We start from the raw sequence: 15,981 nt of genomic DNA, 5'->3' as shown, positions 1-15,981 counted from the left end.
TCGTGGACACCTTCGCTCTGATCGTGACCATCGGTGTCGCGCTCGGTTTCACGTATACGAACGGATTCCACGACTCGGCCAACGCGATCGCCACCTCGGTGTCGACCCGGGCGCTGACCCCCCGGGCCGCGCTCGCGATGGCCGCCGTCATGAACCTGGCCGGTGCCTTCCTCGGCAGCGGGGTCGCCAAGACGGTCAGCGAGGGCCTGATCGCGACGCCGCAGGGCGACAAGGGGATGGGCATCCTCTTCGCCGCGCTGGTCGGCGCGATCCTCTGGAACCTCGTCACCTGGTACTTCGGTCTGCCGTCCTCCTCCTCGCACGCCCTCTTCGGCGGCATGGTGGGTGCGGCGCTCGCGGGCGGCACGGAGGTGATCTGGTCGGGCGTGCTCGACAAGGTCGTCATCCCGATGTTCGTCTCGCCGGTCGTGGGTCTCCTCGCCGGTTACCTGGTGATGTGCGTGATCCTGTGGCTCTTCCGGAAGGCCAACCCGCACAAGGCCAAGCGCGGTTTCCGCATCGCCCAGACCGTCTCGGCGGCCGGGATGGCGCTGGGCCACGGTCTGCAGGACGCCCAGAAGACGATGGGCATCGTGGTGATGGCCCTGGTCATCGCCGATGTGCAGCAGCAGGGCGACGAGATCCCGGTGTGGGTCAAGATCGCCTGTGCCGTGATGCTCTCGCTCGGTACGTACGCGGGCGGCTGGCGCATCATGCGCACCCTCGGCCGCAAGATCATCGAGCTGGACCCGCCGCAGGGCTTCGCGGCCGAGACCACCGGCGCGTCGATCATGTTCGGCTCGGCGTTCCTCTTCCACGCGCCGATCTCCACGACCCACGTCATCACCTCGGCGATCATGGGCGTCGGCGCCACCAAGCGCGTCAACGCGGTGCGCTGGGGCGTGGCCAAGAACATCGTCATGGGCTGGTTCATCACCATGCCGGCGGCCGCCCTGGTGGCCGCGGTGAGCTACTACGTGGTGGCGCTGGTCTTCGGGTAGGACACCCCCGGAACATGGTTGGGCCCGGCTCCCCTGTGGGGGAGCCGGGCCCATTCGTCGTACGGCGGCACCGCCATGCAGCGCCGTACGACCCACGCGGCGCAGCCGCATGGTCTGTGGGGGCTATCCGAAGCGGCCGGAGATGTAGTCCTCGGTCGCCTGGACGCTCGGGTTGGAGAAGATGCGCTCGGTGTCGTCCAGCTCGATGAGCTTGCCGGGCTGACCGACGGCCGCCAGGTTGAAGAAGGCGGTGCGGTCCGAGACGCGGGCCGCCTGCTGCATGTTGTGCGTCACGATGACGATCGTGAAGCGCTCCTTGAGCTCGCCGATGAGGTCCTCGATCGCGAGGGTCGAGATCGGGTCGAGTGCGGAGCAGGGCTCGTCCATGAGCAGGACGTCCGGCTCGACCGCGATGGCGCGGGCGATGCACAGGCGCTGCTGCTGGCCGCCGGAGAGGCCGGAGCCCGGCTTGTTCAGGCGGTCCTTGACCTCGTTCCAGAGGTTGGCGCCCTTGAGGGAGCGCTCGACGATGTCGTTGAGCTCGGCCTTCTTGTACTTGCCGTTCAGGCGCAGGCCCGCCGCCACGTTGTCGAAGATCGACATGGTGGGGAAGGGGTTGGGGCGCTGGAACACCATGCCGACGGTGCGGCGCACCGCGACCGGGTCGACACCGGTGCCGTACAGGTTCTCGTCGTCCAGCATCACCTTGCCCTCGACGCGGCCACCGGGGGTGACCTCGTGCATGCGGTTCAGGGTGCGCAGGAAGGTGGACTTGCCGCAGCCGGACGGGCCGATGAAGGCCGTCACGGAGCGGGGCTCGACGGTCATGGAGATGTCGTCGATCGCCTTGTGGGCGCCGTAGTAGGCGGAGAGGCCGCTGACGTCGATTCGCTTGGCCATCTGAATCACTTCCAGTTCGCCGCGGTCAGCGGCCGGTCTTGGGGGCCTTCCAGCGGGCGATGCCGCGGGCCACCAGGTTGAGGATCATGACGAAGGCGATCAGGACGAGCGCTGCGGCCCAGGCGCGGGCCACGGCGGCGTCGGTGCCGACCGCGTACTGCTCGTACACGTAGAGCGGCAGGGAGGACTGGGCGCCTTCGAAGGGGTTCGGGTTGATGAGCTTCGTACCGAACACCAGGAGGAGTACGGGGGCCGTCTCACCGGTGATACGGGCGACCGCGAGCATGACGCCCGTGGTGATGCCGCCGATCGCGGTGGGCAGGACCACCTTCAGGATCGTGCGCCACTTGGGGACGCCGAGCGCGAGGGAGGCCTCGCGGAGCTCGTTCGGGACGAGCTTCAGCATCTCCTCGGTGGAGCGGACCACGACGGGCATCATCAGGATCGCGAGGGCCATCGCGCCGGCGAATCCCGAGGGCCCGAAGCCCAGCATCAGATTCCAGGTGGCGAGGATGAACAGGCCCGCGACGATCGACGGGATGCCCGTCATGACGTCGACGAAGAAGGTGACGGCCTTGGCGAGCTTTCCGTTGCCGTACTCGACCAGGTAGACCGCGGTGAGCAGACCGATCGGCGCGGCGATCAGGGTCGCGATGCCGACCTGCTCGATGGTGCCGAGGAGCGCGTGGTAGACGCCGCCGCCGGCCTCGGCGTCGAGGACGCCGTTCATCGAGTGGCTGAGGAAGTACGGGTCGAGGACCTCCAGGCCCTTGCTGATCGTGACCCAGGCGAGGGAGAGCAGCGGGACGACGGCGAGGACGAAGCTGACCCAGATGAGGCTGGTCGCGACGCGGTCCTTGGCCTGGCGGGAGCCCTCGACCTTGGTGGTGATCGCGTACGTGGCGATCACGAAGACCAGGGCGGAGACGAGGCCCCACTGGACCTTGCTGTGCCAGCCGGCGGCGAGGCCGATGCCGCAGCCGGCGGCGATCGAGCCGACCGCGACGGCGGCGGGGGTCCAGCGCGGGAGGCGGGCGTGCGAGAGGGAGCTGCGCGGGGTCGCGGCCACCGGGCGGTCCTGTACGGCGTGGCTCATGCGTTCGCCCCCGAGTACTCCTTGCGGCGCGCGATGATCATGCGGGCGGCGCCGTTGACCAGCAGGGTGATGACGAAGAGGACGAGACCCGAGGCGATCAGGGCGTCCCGGCCGAACTCGTTGGCCTCGTTGAACTTCGCGGCGATGTTCTGGGCGAAGGTGCCGCCGCCCGGGTCGAGCAGGTGGCCCGAGAGCACGAAGCTGGGGGAGAGCACGACGGCGACGGCCATCGTCTCGCCGAGGGCGCGGCCGAGGCCGAGCATCGAGGCGGAGATGATGCCGGAGCGGCCGAAGGGCAGCACCGACATGCGGATGACCTCCCAGCGCGTGGCGCCGAGGGCGAGCGCGGCCTCCTCGTGCATCCGCGGGACCTGGAGGAAGACCTCGCGGGTCACGTTGGTGATGATCGGGAGGATCATGATCGCCAGCAGGATGCCGACGGTGAAGAGGTTGCGGGCGACGCCGTCGCTGGACTTGTCGAAGATGTACGTCCAGCCCAGGTACTGGTCGAGCCACTGGTTGAGGCCGTCGAGGTACGGGACGAGGAAGATCGCGCCCCAGAGGCCGTAGATGATGCTGGGCACGGCGGCGAGCAGGTCGACCACGTACGCGAGCGGCTTGGCCAGCCTGCGCGGCGCGTAGTGCGAGATGAACAGCGCGATGCCGATGGCGACCGGCACGGCGATGAGCATCGCGATGAGCGACGAGACGACCGTGCCGAAGGCGAGGACGGCGATGCCGAAGACCGGCGGGTTGGCCGCCGGGTTCCACTCGAAGGTGGTGAAGAAGTTCGTGCTGTCCTTCGAGATCGCGAGGACGGCGCGATAGGTCAGGAAGACCGCGATCGCGGCCATGATCACGAGAAGGGCGATGCCGGAGCCGCGGGACATACCGCTGAAGACGCGGTCCCCGGGGCGGGACGCGCTCTTGGCGCGCCGGCTCCTTCGTATGTCAGGTGATGAGGTAGCCATCTGTTTTCTCCGGTCTGCGGAGCCGGTACGGACGCTCGGTGGCGTGGGTACGGCTCCTGGCGGCGGTGCACCGGATGCCGGGGACGGTCCGTCAGGTGACGGACCGTCCCCGGCCGGGGGTCAGGACAGGGTCGGGACGATCTCGCGCACCTTGGCGGCGATCTCGGCCGGGAGCGGGGCGTAGCCGGCGTCGGAGAGGACCTTCTGGCCCTCCTCGCTGGCGGTGTAGGTGAGGAACGCCTTCAGGGTCGGCAGGGTGTCCGCCTTGTTGCCCTTGTCGCAGGCGATCTCGTAGGTGACGAGGGTGAGCGGGTAGGCGCCCTCGGCCTTGGTCGTGTAGTCGAGCGAGAGGGCCAGGTCCGAGCCGGTGCCCTTGATCTTGGCGGCGGCGATGGCCTTGGAGGCGTTCTCCGTGGTCGCGGCGACCGGGGCGGCGGCACCGGTGTTGATGCTGACCGTGGAGATCTTGTTGGCGGTCGCGTAGGAGAGCTCGAAGTAGCCGATGGAGCCCTCGGCGTCCTTCACCGCGGTGGCGACACCGGAGGAGCCGTTGGCGGCCTGGCCACCCGGGGCGGGCCACGACTTCGTCTTCGGGTCGTACTTCCAGTCGGCGGCGGCCGTGGCGGAGAGGTACTTGCCCAGGTTCTGGGTGGTGCCCGACTCGTCCGAGCGGTGGAAGGCCTGGATGGTGGAGCCGGGGAGCTTGGCGCCCGGGTTCAGCTTGGCGATCGCCGGGTCGTTCCACTTGGTGATCTTCGTGTCGAAGATCTTGGCCAGGGTGGGGGCGTCCAGGACGAGGTTGTCCACGCCCTCCAGCTTGTAGCCGATGGCGATGGGGCCACCGACCATCGGCAGGTTGACGCCCTTGCCGCCCTTGCAGATCTTCTGCGACTCGGCGACCTCTTCGTCCTTGAGGGCGGAGTCGGAACCGGCCATGGCGACCTGGCCCTGGTTGAACTTGGTGATGCCGCCGCCGGAGCCGATGGCCTGGTAGTTCACCTCGACACCGGAGCAGGCGGCCTGGAAGTTCTTGACCCACAGGTCCATCGCGTTCTTCTGCGCGCTGGAACCCGCGGCGAGCAGCTGGCCCTTGGCGCCGTCGCACTTGATGTTCGACGCGGCCGACGACGTCTTGCCGCCGTCCTTGGTGGGCTCGTTGTTGTTGTCCGAACCACACGCCGAGAGGACGAGCGCGCCGGAGACGACGAGGGCACCGATCGCAGAGGCGCGAAGCCCGTTTCGCGAAAGCTTCACTTTCGGGTGTTCCTTCCAGAAGCCGCCTTGCCGTGGACCTGCTGTCCTGAACGTTCTACGGCGGCGCGTGTCGGGGTGGTGGGTGCGGCACTGGGCCGTGCACCTGGTACAGCCGAAATTAGGCAGATCAGGTGAAGCGGTCGACGGGGGAGGGTGAACGGAAAGTGAACCGTGCCGAAAGGTGGGGTGCGGTCCGGCGTGAGGCTGCCGTGACGGCTCAGGGTCTGTCCGTCGGGTGCGCGGGCCGCGCGCCGCGAGCCCCGGACGGCACGCCCCGGTCGGCTCCCGCCGTGAGGAGGGCGGCGAGCAGTTCGCGGTCCCTCGGCTGGGTCAGGCGCTTGCCGGCCTGCGCCGGAGGCAGCCAGAGGAGGACGTCGACCTCGTGCGTGGGGACGAAGGCGCCGCCGAGGGCCCGGGCGGACCAGTAGGTCACTTCCTTGGGGCGGCCGTGCGCCTCGTAGCGGACCGTGGGAAGGCGCCGGCCCAGCTCGCAGGACTGGCCCGTCTCCTCCCGGATCTCCCGCAGTGCGCATTCAGCCACCGTCTCGCCGCGCTTCACCTTCCCCTTCGGATGCGACCAATCATCATATTTCGGGCGGTGGACGAGTGCGATCTCGATGCCCTCGCCCGAGCCGGCCGGGCGCCACAGGACGCCGCCCGCCGCCAGGACGGGGTCGGGGGCGGTCATGGCACCGGGGCCGTCGCGCGGGCCCAGGCGCGCTGGAAGGCGAAGCGGGCCGCCTCCACCTCGTGCCGCTGGTCGGCGTGGAGGACGCCGAGGGCGTAGGCGGTGGCCGGGGCGATGCGCGGGGTACGGGCGGCCGCCGCCGCGGCGGCCGCGGCCTCGGCGGCGTCCCGGTGCCGGTCCAGCGCCCGCCCGGCCTCGTACAGCACGGGGTCCGGTTCGCCGCCGTGGAGGACCTCGCCGGCGTAGCGGTGCAGGCGGAGCAGGCCGCGCGTCTGGTGCCAGGGGGAGTCCTGGGCCTCGCCGGCGGCCAGGGCGAGGGCCTCGGCGTTGTACGGGTGGGCCGCGCGGGCCAGCGGCAGGGCGGCCACCGCGTCGAGGAGCCGGTGCTCGACCACCGCCGCCGGCGCGTCCAGCACCTCGACGGCGCGGGCCGAGCCGGCCGGGCCGAGCGGCACCTCGGAGGCGAGCAGGGCGACGGAGTCGGCGACGGCGTGGAAGCGGGAGGAGCCCAGGGCCTGGAGCGCGGCGGAGTGCGCGCGGGTGCGGGCGAGGGTGAGCTGGCGGTCGAGGAGCGCGCCGGCGCGGGCGGCGCCGACCGTCAGGCCGCGGCTGCTGCTCTCCGTGCCGCGGGCGGCCGGTACGGGGCCGCTCCCGGTGCTCGACAGGCGGGACAGCGCGTCCATCAGGCGGACGAGCCGGGCGGTGCAGGCCTGCTCCAGGGCGAGGGTGCCGGAGAGCCAGGCCAGCTCGGTGCGGAGCTGGTCCGCCCAGGCCGTGTCGAGGAGCGGCCGGAAGGTGTGGAGGGTGCCGCCGATCCGGCGGGCCGCCGCCCGCAGGGTGCGGGCGGCCTCCCCGGCGCCGGTGGTGTCGGCGCCGCTCTCGGTGTGCAGCCGCAGGCCGCGGAGGAAGTCCGCGGCGCGGGCGTGCAGGTAGGGGGCGAGGACCTGGCCCGCCGAGAGCTCGGACGGGACCTCGGTGCGGGCCTCGGAGCGGAGCTCGGGCGGGGCGTCCGGCACGAGGCCCGGCGGGTGCTCCGAGGTGATGTCAGGGTTGTGCACGCCGGCGCCTCCGCGCGTCGATGAGCATCTCCTGGACGTGCCGGAGCGGCTGGCCCTCGGGGTCGGTCGCGTGCCGCGTCCAGTTCCCGTCCGGGCCGAGGTGCCAGGAGGAGGTGGTGTCGGACATGCCCGTTTCCAGGAGCCTGGTGAGGGCGGCCCGGTGGGCGGGGTCGGCGACCCGGACCAGGGCCTCGATGCGGCGGTCCAGGTTGCGGTGCATCATGTCGGCGCTGCCGAGCCAGACCTCGGGCTCGCCGCCGTTGGCGAAGGCGAAGATCCGGGAGTGCTCCAGGAAGCGGCCGAGGACCGAGCGGACTCGGATGTTCTCCGAGAGGCCGTCGACGCCGGGGCGTACGGCGCAGATGCCGCGGACCCAGATGTCGACGGGGACGCCGGCCTGGGAGGCCCGGTAGCAGGCGTCGATGACGGCCTCGTCGACCATCGAGTTGACCTTGATCTTGACGTAGGCCGGCCGGCCCGCGCGGTGGTGGGCGACCTCCTTGTTGATGCGCGAGACCAGGCCGTCGCGGAGCGACTTGGGCGCGGTGAGCAGGCGCCGGTAGGTCTCGCGGCGGGAGTAGCCGGAGAGCCGGTTGAAGAGGTCGGAGAGGTCGGCGCCGACCTGCGGGTCGGCCGTGAGCAGGCCGAGGTCCTCGTAGAGCCGGGCGGTCTTGGGGTGGTAGTTGCCGGTGCCGACGTGCGAGTAGCGGCGCAGCGTCTCGCCCTCCTGGCGGACGACGAGCGACAGCTTGCAGTGGGTCTTCAGGCCGACCAGGCCGTAGACCACGTGGCAGCCGGCCTCCTCCAGCTTGCGCGCCCACTTGATGTTGGCCTGCTCGTCGAAGCGGGCCTTGATCTCGACGAGGACGAGCACCTGCTTGCCGGACTCGGCGGCGTCGATGAGGGCGTCCACTATCGGGGAGTCGCCGGAGGTGCGGTACAGCGTCTGCTTGATGGCGAGGACGTCCGGGTCGGCCGCCGCCTGCTCCAGGAAGGCCTGGACGGAGGTGGAGAAGGAGTCGTACGGGTGGTGCAGCAGCACGTCCCGCTCGCGCACGGCGGCGAAGATGTCGGGCGCGGAGGCGGACTCGACCTCGGCGAGGTCGCGGTGGGTGCCGGCGACGAACTTGGGGAACTTCAGCTCGGGCCGGTCCAGGGAGGCGATGCCGAAGAGGCCGGTGAGGTCGAGCGGGCCGGGCAGCGGGTAGACCTCGGAGTCGGAGACCTTCAGCTCGCGGACCAGCAGGTCGAGCACGTACGGGTCGATGGACTCCTCGACCTCCAGGCGCACCGGCGGGCCGAAGCGGCGCCGCATGAGCTCTTTCTCCAGGGCCTGGAGCAGGTTCTCGGTGTCGTCCTCCTCGACCTCCAGGTCCTCGTTCCGGGTGACCCGGAACATGTGATGGGCGAGCACCTCCATGCCGGGGAAGAGCTCCTCCAGGTGCGCGGCGATGACGTCCTCCAGGGGGACGTAGCGCTCGGGGGAGGCCTCCAGGAAGCGGGACAGCAGCGGCGGGACCTTGACGCGGGCGAAGTGGCGGTGGCCGCTGACCGGGTTGCGGACGACGACCGCCAGGTTCAGGGAGAGCCCGGAGATGTACGGGAAGGGGTGCGCCGGGTCCACGGCCAGCGGGGTCAGCACGGGGAAGATCCGCTGCCGGAACAGGGTGAAGAGGCGGGCCTGCTCCTTCTCGGTGAGCTCGGGCCAGCGGATGAGGTGGACGCCCTCGTCGGCGAGGGCGGGGGCGACGTCCTGCTGGAAGCAGGCGGCGTGTCGGGCCATGAGTTCGCGCGAGCGGGTCCAGATGAGGTCCAGCACCTCGCGGGGCTGCAGCCCGGAGGCCGAGCGGGTGGCGACTCCGGTGGCGATGCGGCGCTTGAGGCCGGCCACGCGGACCATGAAGAACTCGTCGAGGTTCGACGCGAAGATCGCGAGGAAGTTGGCCCGTTCCAGAAGCGGCGTGGTGGGGTCCTCGGCGAGCTCCAGCACCCGCTCGTTGAAGGCGAGCCAGCTGCGCTCCCGGTCGAGGAAGCGGCCCTGCGGGAGCTCTCCGGCGCTGTCGTCGTCCTCGTACGCGTCGAGGTCGGCGTCGAGATCGGGTTCGAGATCGCTCACCACCCCGTTGACGGCGTTCGGGCGGTGGGCGGCTATGGAACCCAGGGACGGCTGAGGGGCCGTCGGGGTGGACGACTGGACCGGGACCTCGGCGGGCTGCTGCTTCATGACCCCATTCTTCCGCGCGAAGGGGTGGTCGGGCGCGTCGGAGCGGGCCGTGGGGGAGGGAAGTCTCCCTTTGGGAAGTCTCCCCGGGGAGAGGGCCCGGTCGGGCGCGGGCACGGAGCGCTTCATTGCGTGAGCGTCGCAAGCGCGTCTGAATGGCTGGTAACGAGGACGTGACGTGCGGGAATCGGTGGCGGGGCCGCATGGACCCCGCCACCGGCCCGCCCGGGGCCTGCCGGGGGCGGGTCCCCCGGTTCGTTCGGGGCCGTTCCGGGGCGGGCCACACCGTCCGTTCGGGGCCCTGCCGGGCGGCCCGTCCGGGAGCAGGAGTTCGGGGTGATCGAGGTGGCGCTCCCGCGGGGTCCGGCGCGCCCGCCTTCCCCCCCCATGGCGCAGCCCGGGGCCCTCCGCCGCCCAGGCGGTCTCCGGCGTCGTGCGTCGTTCCCCGCGACGAAGGGGCGGCGTCAACCGCCCCCTTCGTACGGCCTGTTACGACTCCGTGCGGTACATCAGGTCCACCGTGTGGGTCCGGAAGCCGAGCCCCTCGTACACCCGCACGGCCGCCGTGTTGTCCGCGTCCACGTACAGCATCGCCGTCGGCAGTGTCTGGGCCGCCAGGTGCCGCAGGCCGATCGCGGTCAGGGCCTTGCCGAGGCCGCCGCCCTGGGCGTCGGGCAGCACGCCGACCACGTACACCTCGCCCAGCTGCTCCTCGGCGTGCACCTTGGTCCAGTGGAAGCCGACCAGCTTCCCCTCCTTCTCCGCGAGGAAGAAGCCCTTCGGGTCGAACCACGGCTCCGCCATGCGGTCGTCCAGGTCCCGCTGGGTCAGCGAGCCCTGCTCGGGGTGGTGGGCGAAGGCGGCCGCGTTGACCGCGAGCCAGGCCGCGTCGTCCTGACCGGGCATGAACGTCCGGATCACGACGTCCGCGGGCGGCGTCGGCTCCGGGATGTCGAGCGGCGTCAACGGGCGCCGCAGTTGCCGCAGTTCGCGGAAGAGGGTCAGGCCGAGCACCTGGGCCAGGTGCCGGGCCGCCGACTTCCCGCCGTGCGCCCAGACCCGCAGCCGCTTGCCGGAGGCGTCGAGCAGGGCGGTGCCGAGCGCCCGGCCGTGGCCGCGGCCCCGGTGCGAGGGGTGCACGACCAGCTCGGCCGCCGGGGCCTCGACCGGGTCGGTCTCCTCCAGCTGGGCGTAGCCGTAGAGGTGGGAGCCCACCGTCAGGAGGAAGTGCCGGACGCCCTCGCGCCGGCCGTGGCGCAGATACAGCCGTCCCTGTTCGGACACGGCGTGCGCGCCGTCGGCGCGGTCGGCGGCCTCCAGGAGTTCGAGCACGTCCTGGACCTGCTCGGGGTTCAGTTCTTCGTAGCTGGTGATCTGCCGTCCGGGTTCGAGGGCCGGCGCCGCGTCGGAAGTCATGTGTACGAGCCTACGGCGGGCACGTGCCGCCTCGCGGGAAGACAAAGGCAACCAGCTCGTAACCGGCCAACCCCTGTTGCGCTACGCGCGTTGACTCTAGGCTGCGCTGGCAGACCGGCCATGCGGCGAAGGGGAGAAACAAGCGCGATGGCAGCCAGGAAGAAGAACACGGCGGGGCGGCGGATTCTCGTCGCCGGGGCAGGCCTTGCCACCATCGGGGCGCTCGTCGCCGCGATGCCGGCCGGTGCGTCGCAGGACGGCGTGGACGCCGCGGGTGCTTCGCACGGCACCAACGGCAAGGGGTGGGGGCGGATGGTCGACGTCCAGCTGCTCTCCTTCAACGACCTCCACGGCAACCTGGAGCCGCCGGCCGGCTCCTCCGGCCAGGTCACCCGGGTCAAGCCGGACGGCACCACCGAGAAGGTCGACGCGGGCGGCGTCGAGTACCTGGCCACGCACCTGCGCCAGGCCCGTCAGGGGAACCGTTACTCCATCACGGCCGCGGCCGGCGACATGATCGGCGCGTCGCCGCTCCTGTCCGGTCTCTTCCACGACGAGCCGACGGTCAACGCGCTCAACGGGCTCGACCTGGACGTCACCTCGGTGGGCAACCACGAGTTCGACGAGGGCGCCGCGGAGCTGGCCCGCATGCAGAACGGCGGCTGCCACCCGACCGCCGGCTGTTACGTGGACGGCAAGACGTTCCGTGGCGCGGACTTCCCCTACCTCGCGGCCAACGTGACGAAGGAGAAGACCGGCAAGCCGCTGCTCGACCCGTACTTCATCTGGGAGAAGGACGGCGTCCGGATCGGCTTCATCGGCGTGACCCTGGAGGGCACCCCGAACGTCGTCACCGCCGAGGGCGTCAAGGGCCTGAAGTTCGGCGACGAGGTCGAGACGATCAACAAGTACACCAAGATCCTGGAGCGCAAGGGCGTCAAGTCCATCGTCGCCCTGGTCCACGAGGGCGGCCTGCCGGCCTCGCAGGCCGTCAACTACAACTGCGACGGGGACGGCGACGGCGAGGGCGAGGGCGTCTCCGGCGCCATCGTCGACATCGCGAAGAACGTCTCGCCGCAGGTCGACGCGCTGGTCACCGGCCACACCCACCAGGCGTACGTGTGCAGCATCCCGGACCCGGCGGGCAAGCCGCGCCTGGTCACCTCGGCGTCCTCGTTCGGCAAGCTCTACACCGACACGACGCTGACCTACGACCGCCGCACCAGGGACATCGTCCGCACCGCGGTCGCCTCGGCGAACCACGTCGTCACCCGTGACGTGCCCAAGGCCGCGGACATGACCAAGCTGATCGCGGACTGGCAGACGCTCGCGGCCCCGATCGCCGGCCGGCCCCAGGGCTACATCGCCGCCGACATCAACGGCCGCGGCTCCACGGCGTACGAGAAGCCGCTCGGCGACGTCATCGCCGACGCGCAGCTCGCGGGCCTGTCCCCGGCCGACAAGGGCGGCGCGCAGCTGGCCCTGATGAACCCGGGCGGCATCCGTGCCGACCTGGTCTACAAGCAGGCCGGCGCCGAGGGCGACGGGGTCGTGACTTACGGCGAGTCCTTCACCGTCCAGCCGTTCACCAACATGATGAACGTGGTCGACCTCTCCGGCGCGAACCTGATCGCCGCGCTGAAGCAGCAGGTCAGCGGCTCGAACCTGAACTCCGTCAAGATCCTCCAGGTCTCGAAGGGCCTCACCTACACGCTCGACATGACGAAGGCGGGCGCGGACCGCGTCGTCGACGGCAGCATCAAGCTGAACGGTGAGCCGATCGACCCGGCGAAGACCTACCGCGTCGCGATGAACGAGTTCCTCGCGGGCGGCGGCGACGGGTTCCCGGCCCTGGCGACCGGCACCAACAAGCTGGTCGGCGCCTCGGACCTGGACGTCTTCAACGCCTACCTGGCGGCGAACTCCTCGCCCTCGGCGCCGCTGCAGGTGCCGGCGGCGAACCGGATCACCGTCGTGCAGTAGACGGCGACGCCGCCTCCGGGCGGCAGCCGGACGAACGGAAGGGTGGTGCCCGCCTCGGCGGGTGCCGCCCTTCCGGCGTTTCCGGGACGGCCCGTGGCGGGGCGGCGGGGGCCGGCTCGGCGGGGGCCTCGGCCGCGGGGGGCGGGGCGGGCGAGGGCCGGCCTCGGCTCGGTGCACGGGGCGCTGCCGAGCGGGGTGATGCTGCAGGGGCTGACGGATCCCCAGGCGGCCCCGGACGCCACGAGATCGCCGCCGGGCTGCGCGCGCTCGCGGACCGGATCGCCCCGGCGGAGCGACCGGCTCCGCGTACCCGACGGTAACTGCTCCGCGCAGGGCTATGGCAGGAGCACGTCAAGCAGTGCCATAGTGCCGCCCATGGACCGACGACGCTTTCTCGCGGGCGCCGCCGCAGCCGGTGCCGCCCTCATCGTGGGCACCCCCTCCGCCCGGGCGGCCACCGCCCTCGGGACGCAGGACTGGATGGCTGCCCACGGCGACCCCACCCCGCTCCAGAAGCTCACGATCCCCGGCACCCACGACTCCGGCGCCCGCTTCGGCGGCCTCTGGACCGAATGCCAGAACACCACCATCGCCCAGCAACTGGACAGCGGCATCCGGTTCCTGGACGTGCGGTGCCGGGTGACCGGGGGCTCCTTCGCCGTCCACCACGGGTCCTTCTACCAGAACCTCATGTTCGGCGACGTCCTCGTCGCCTGCGCGAACTTCCTCGCCGCCCACCCCTCCGAGACCGTCCTCATGCGGGTCAAGCAGGAGTACTCCTCCGAGTCCGACGCCACCTTCCGCGCGGTCTTCGACGACTACCTCGACAACCGCGGCTGGCGCCCCCTCTTCCGGATCGGCTCCGGCGTGCCCACCCTCGGCGAGGCCCGCGGACGGGTCGTCCTCCTCGCCGACAACGGCGGCCTGCCGGGCCTGCGCTGGGCGGACGGCACGTACTTCGACGTGCAGGACGACTACCAGGCCGAGCCCTTCGCCAAGTGGCCCAAGATCCGCGACCAGTTCCGCAAGGCCGCCGGCCGGCCCGGCCCCTTCTACGTCAACTTCGTGTCCACCGCGGCCGGACTCCCGCCGCGCTGGAACGCCGACCGCCTCAACCCGCAGGTCCACTCGCTCCTCGACGGCGAGGGAGCCGGCTGGAAGGGGCTGGGGATCGTCCCGATGGACTACCCCCACACCCGTTCAGGACTCGTCGAGTCCCTCATCCGGCACAACTGACCGCCCTTCGTCCACCGCCGGCGGCGGTGTCGGCGCCCCCGGCAGCCGCACCGTCGCCACCGTGCCGCCGCCCTCCGCCGCCGCGAGCTCCACCGAGCCGCCCGCCTGACCGACCGTGCGCGCCACGATCGACAGACCGAGCCCCGAGCCCGGCAGGCTGCGCGCCGACGGGGAGCGCCAGAAGCGGTCGAAGACGTGCGGGAGTTCCTCGGGCGCGATGCCGGGTCCGTGGTCGCGCACGGTCAGCTCCCCGCGCATCAGACGCACCTCGACCGTCCCGCGCGGCGGCGAGAACTTCACCGCGTTGTCCAGGACGTTCACCAGCGCGCGCTCCAGCCCGGCCGGCTCCGCCCGTACGTACCAGGGCGCGAGGTCCGTCTCGAAGCCGAGCTCCGGGCCGCGCAGCCGCGCGCGGTCGAGGGCCGAGCGCAGGATCGTGTGCAGCGGCACCACCTCCAGCGGGCCGGGCGTCACCGCCTCCGGCCGGGACAGCTCCTGAAGGTCGCCGATCAGCGCCGCCAGTTCCGTCATCTGCGCCTTCACCGAGGCCATCAGCGCCCGCCGGTCGTCCGGCGGCAGCGCGCGGCCGGTCTCCTCGCTGCGGGCGAGGAGCTCGATGTTCGTACGGAGCGAGGTCAGCGGCGTGCGCAGCTCGTGGCCCGCGTCCGCGATCAGCTGCGCCTGCCGGTCCCGGGAGGTCGCGAGCGCCGCGGTCATCGCGTTGAAGGAGCGCGAGAGCCGGGCGATCTCGTCCTCGCCCTCCACCGGGATCCGCACCGTCAGGTCCTCGGTCGCCGCCACGTGCTCGACCGCCCCGGTCAGCCGGTCCACGGGCGCCAGACCCGTCCGCGCCACCCACAGACCGGCCGCGCCCGCGCCGACGACACCGATGCCGGAGACCAGGAGCAGCACCCAGCCGAGCGTCGACATCGAGTTGTCCACCTCGGACAGCGGTCGGGCGAGCGAGACGGCCATGGCGGGCCGGTTCGGGTCGGCGTAGGTGAAGACGCGCATCTCGCGCCCGTCCTCGTCCCTCGTCGTGTGCAGCGCGTCCGTGAGCAGCCCGCGGGCCACCGCCACGTCCGAGGTCTGCGCCGGGATCGGCGCCCTGCCGGACGTGCAGACCGTGCCGTCGACCAGGATCACCTGCACCGTGTACGGCGGCAGCGGCGGGGCCTGCCGGCCGTTCCGGCAGCCGGCGAGGACGAGGTTCAGATAGCCGTTGTCCACCTTGCTGTTGCGCAGCGCCGAGTCCAGCTCGTGCTCCAGCTGCGCCCGCGTCACGAACCAGCAGGCCAGCGAGACCGCCGCCACCGCGACGGCCACCGCGAGCGCGGTGAGCAGGGCCAGCCGTGAGCGCAGCGGGCGGGACCGGAACCAGGCGACGGGGCCGGTCATTCCCCGCCTCCACCGCCGCCGCGCAGCACGTAGCCGACCCCGCGCACGGTGTGGACGAGGCGCGGCTCGCCGCCGGCCTCCGTCTTGCGGCGCAGGTACATCACGTACACGTCGAGCGAGTTCGAGCTGGGTTCGAAGTCGAAGCCCCACACGGCCTTCAGGATCTGCTCACGGGTGAGGACCTGCCGCGGATGGGCCAGGAACATCTCCAGGAGCGTGAACTCGGTCCGGGTCAGCTCCACCGGGCGCCCGCCGCGCGTCACCTCCCGGGTGGCCAGGTCCATCCGCAGGTCCTCGAAGGACAGCACCTCGCCCTCGGCGGCCGCCGGGGCGGCGGACGCGCTGTACGAGCTGCGCCGCAGCAGGGCGCGGATCCGGGCGAACAGCTCGTCGAGCTCGAAGGGCTTCACGAGGTAGTCGTCGGCGCCCGCGTCGAGCCCGGTCACCCGGTCGCCGACGGTGTCGCGGGCGGTCAGCATCAGGATCGGCACGGTCGAACCGGCGGCCCGGATCCGGCGGGCCGCCGTCAGGCCGTCCATACGGGGCATCTGGACGTCGAGGACGACCAGGTCGGGGCGGTACGACTCCATCCTGGCCAGCGCGTCGAGTCCGTCGACGGCGTCCTCGGTGCCGTATCCCTCGAAGGCGAGGCTGCGGCGGAGCGCCTCCCGCACCGCGGGCTCGTCGTCGACGATGAGGATGCGTTCGGCGCCTTCGGATGCGTATCGCTGTCCCGTCATGGGCTCAGCGTCCCACGTG

The 15,981-nt window shown here is 71.6% G+C and carries 13 protein-coding genes; 3 read left to right on the top strand and 10 right to left on the bottom strand.

From position 1 onward, the window contains the following. Positions 1–2: 2 nt before the first annotated feature. Complete coding sequence (locus tag ACGF1Z_RS19750) at positions 3–1,001, top strand: anion permease (protein WP_393005577.1); 999 nt, start codon at positions 3–5, stop codon at positions 999–1,001. A gap of 123 nt (positions 1,002–1,124) precedes the next feature. Here ACGF1Z_RS19750 and pstB read toward each other — a convergent pair whose 3' ends face one another. From pstB to mshD, 8 genes are all read right to left on the bottom strand, one after another. Further along, positions 1,125–1,901 carry a phosphate ABC transporter ATP-binding protein PstB gene (gene pstB / locus ACGF1Z_RS19745; protein ID WP_376632657.1) on the bottom strand — a complete coding sequence of 259 codons (777 nt, stop codon included), beginning with the start codon at positions 1,899–1,901 and terminating at the stop codon, positions 1,125–1,127. A gap of 25 nt (positions 1,902–1,926) precedes the next feature. Beyond that, complete coding sequence (gene pstA / locus ACGF1Z_RS19740) at positions 1,927–2,997, bottom strand: phosphate ABC transporter permease PstA (RefSeq protein WP_393005575.1); 1,071 nt, start codon at positions 2,995–2,997, stop codon at positions 1,927–1,929. Then, positions 2,994–3,968: a phosphate ABC transporter permease subunit PstC gene (pstC, locus tag ACGF1Z_RS19735; protein WP_393005573.1), complete on the bottom strand. Its 975-nt coding sequence runs from the start codon at positions 3,966–3,968 to the stop codon at positions 2,994–2,996. Before pstC ends, pstA begins: the two co-directional genes overlap by 4 nt. A gap of 120 nt (positions 3,969–4,088) precedes the next feature. After that, positions 4,089–5,222: a phosphate ABC transporter substrate-binding protein PstS gene (gene pstS, locus ACGF1Z_RS19730; RefSeq protein ID WP_393005571.1), complete on the bottom strand. Its 1,134-nt coding sequence runs from the start codon at positions 5,220–5,222 to the stop codon at positions 4,089–4,091. 217 nt (positions 5,223–5,439) lie between these two features. After that, positions 5,440–5,910, bottom strand: a complete 471-nt coding sequence (locus tag ACGF1Z_RS19725) for an NUDIX hydrolase (RefSeq protein ID WP_393005569.1) — start codon at positions 5,908–5,910, stop codon at positions 5,440–5,442. Beyond that, a complete protein-coding gene (locus ACGF1Z_RS19720; protein ID WP_393005567.1) occupies positions 5,907–6,968 on the bottom strand; it encodes a CHAD domain-containing protein in 1,062 nt (353 codons plus the stop codon). The genes ACGF1Z_RS19725 and ACGF1Z_RS19720 overlap by 4 nt, the downstream gene beginning before the upstream one ends. Further along, positions 6,955–9,192 (bottom strand): RNA degradosome polyphosphate kinase, encoded by a 2,238-nt coding sequence (locus tag ACGF1Z_RS19715; protein ID WP_393005565.1) that lies wholly within the window; start codon positions 9,190–9,192, stop codon positions 6,955–6,957. Before ACGF1Z_RS19715 ends, ACGF1Z_RS19720 begins: the two co-directional genes overlap by 14 nt. 486 nt (positions 9,193–9,678) lie before the next feature. After that, positions 9,679–10,605 (bottom strand): mycothiol synthase, encoded by a 927-nt coding sequence (gene mshD / locus ACGF1Z_RS19710; protein ID WP_393005563.1) that lies wholly within the window; start codon positions 10,603–10,605, stop codon positions 9,679–9,681. Positions 10,606–10,752: 147 nt separating this feature from the next. On the opposite strand from mshD, the gene ACGF1Z_RS19705 reads away from it, so the two are divergent. Both ACGF1Z_RS19705 and ACGF1Z_RS19700 read left to right on the top strand, forming a co-directional pair. Next, the gene (locus tag ACGF1Z_RS19705; protein WP_393005561.1) at positions 10,753–12,588 is read left to right on the top strand and encodes a bifunctional metallophosphatase/5'-nucleotidase; all 1,836 of its coding nucleotides are present in this window, start codon (positions 10,753–10,755) and stop codon (positions 12,586–12,588) included. Between the two features lie 375 nt (positions 12,589–12,963). Then, on the top strand, positions 12,964–13,824 hold the full coding sequence (locus ACGF1Z_RS19700; protein WP_393005559.1) for a phosphatidylinositol-specific phospholipase C: 861 nt from the start codon (positions 12,964–12,966) through the stop codon (positions 13,822–13,824). Here ACGF1Z_RS19700 and ACGF1Z_RS19695 read toward each other — a convergent pair. Together ACGF1Z_RS19695 and ACGF1Z_RS19690 are read right to left on the bottom strand one after the other, a co-directional pair. Beyond that, positions 13,789–15,222: a sensor histidine kinase gene (locus ACGF1Z_RS19695; RefSeq protein ID WP_393005557.1), complete on the bottom strand. Its 1,434-nt coding sequence runs from the start codon at positions 15,220–15,222 to the stop codon at positions 13,789–13,791. The genes ACGF1Z_RS19700 and ACGF1Z_RS19695 overlap by 36 nt on opposite strands. Continuing rightward, positions 15,219–15,962, bottom strand: coding sequence for a response regulator transcription factor (locus ACGF1Z_RS19690; RefSeq protein WP_393005555.1), 744 nt, complete (start codon positions 15,960–15,962; stop codon positions 15,219–15,221). Before ACGF1Z_RS19690 ends, ACGF1Z_RS19695 begins: the two co-directional genes overlap by 4 nt. Positions 15,963–15,981 lie beyond the last annotated feature (19 nt).

Origin of the sequence: Streptomyces sp. NPDC048018 (genome assembly GCF_043202995.1) — a bacterium.
GTDB lineage: Bacteria > Actinomycetota > Actinomycetes > Streptomycetales > Streptomycetaceae > Streptomyces.
This window is presented reverse-complemented; position numbering and strand designations above follow the sequence as displayed.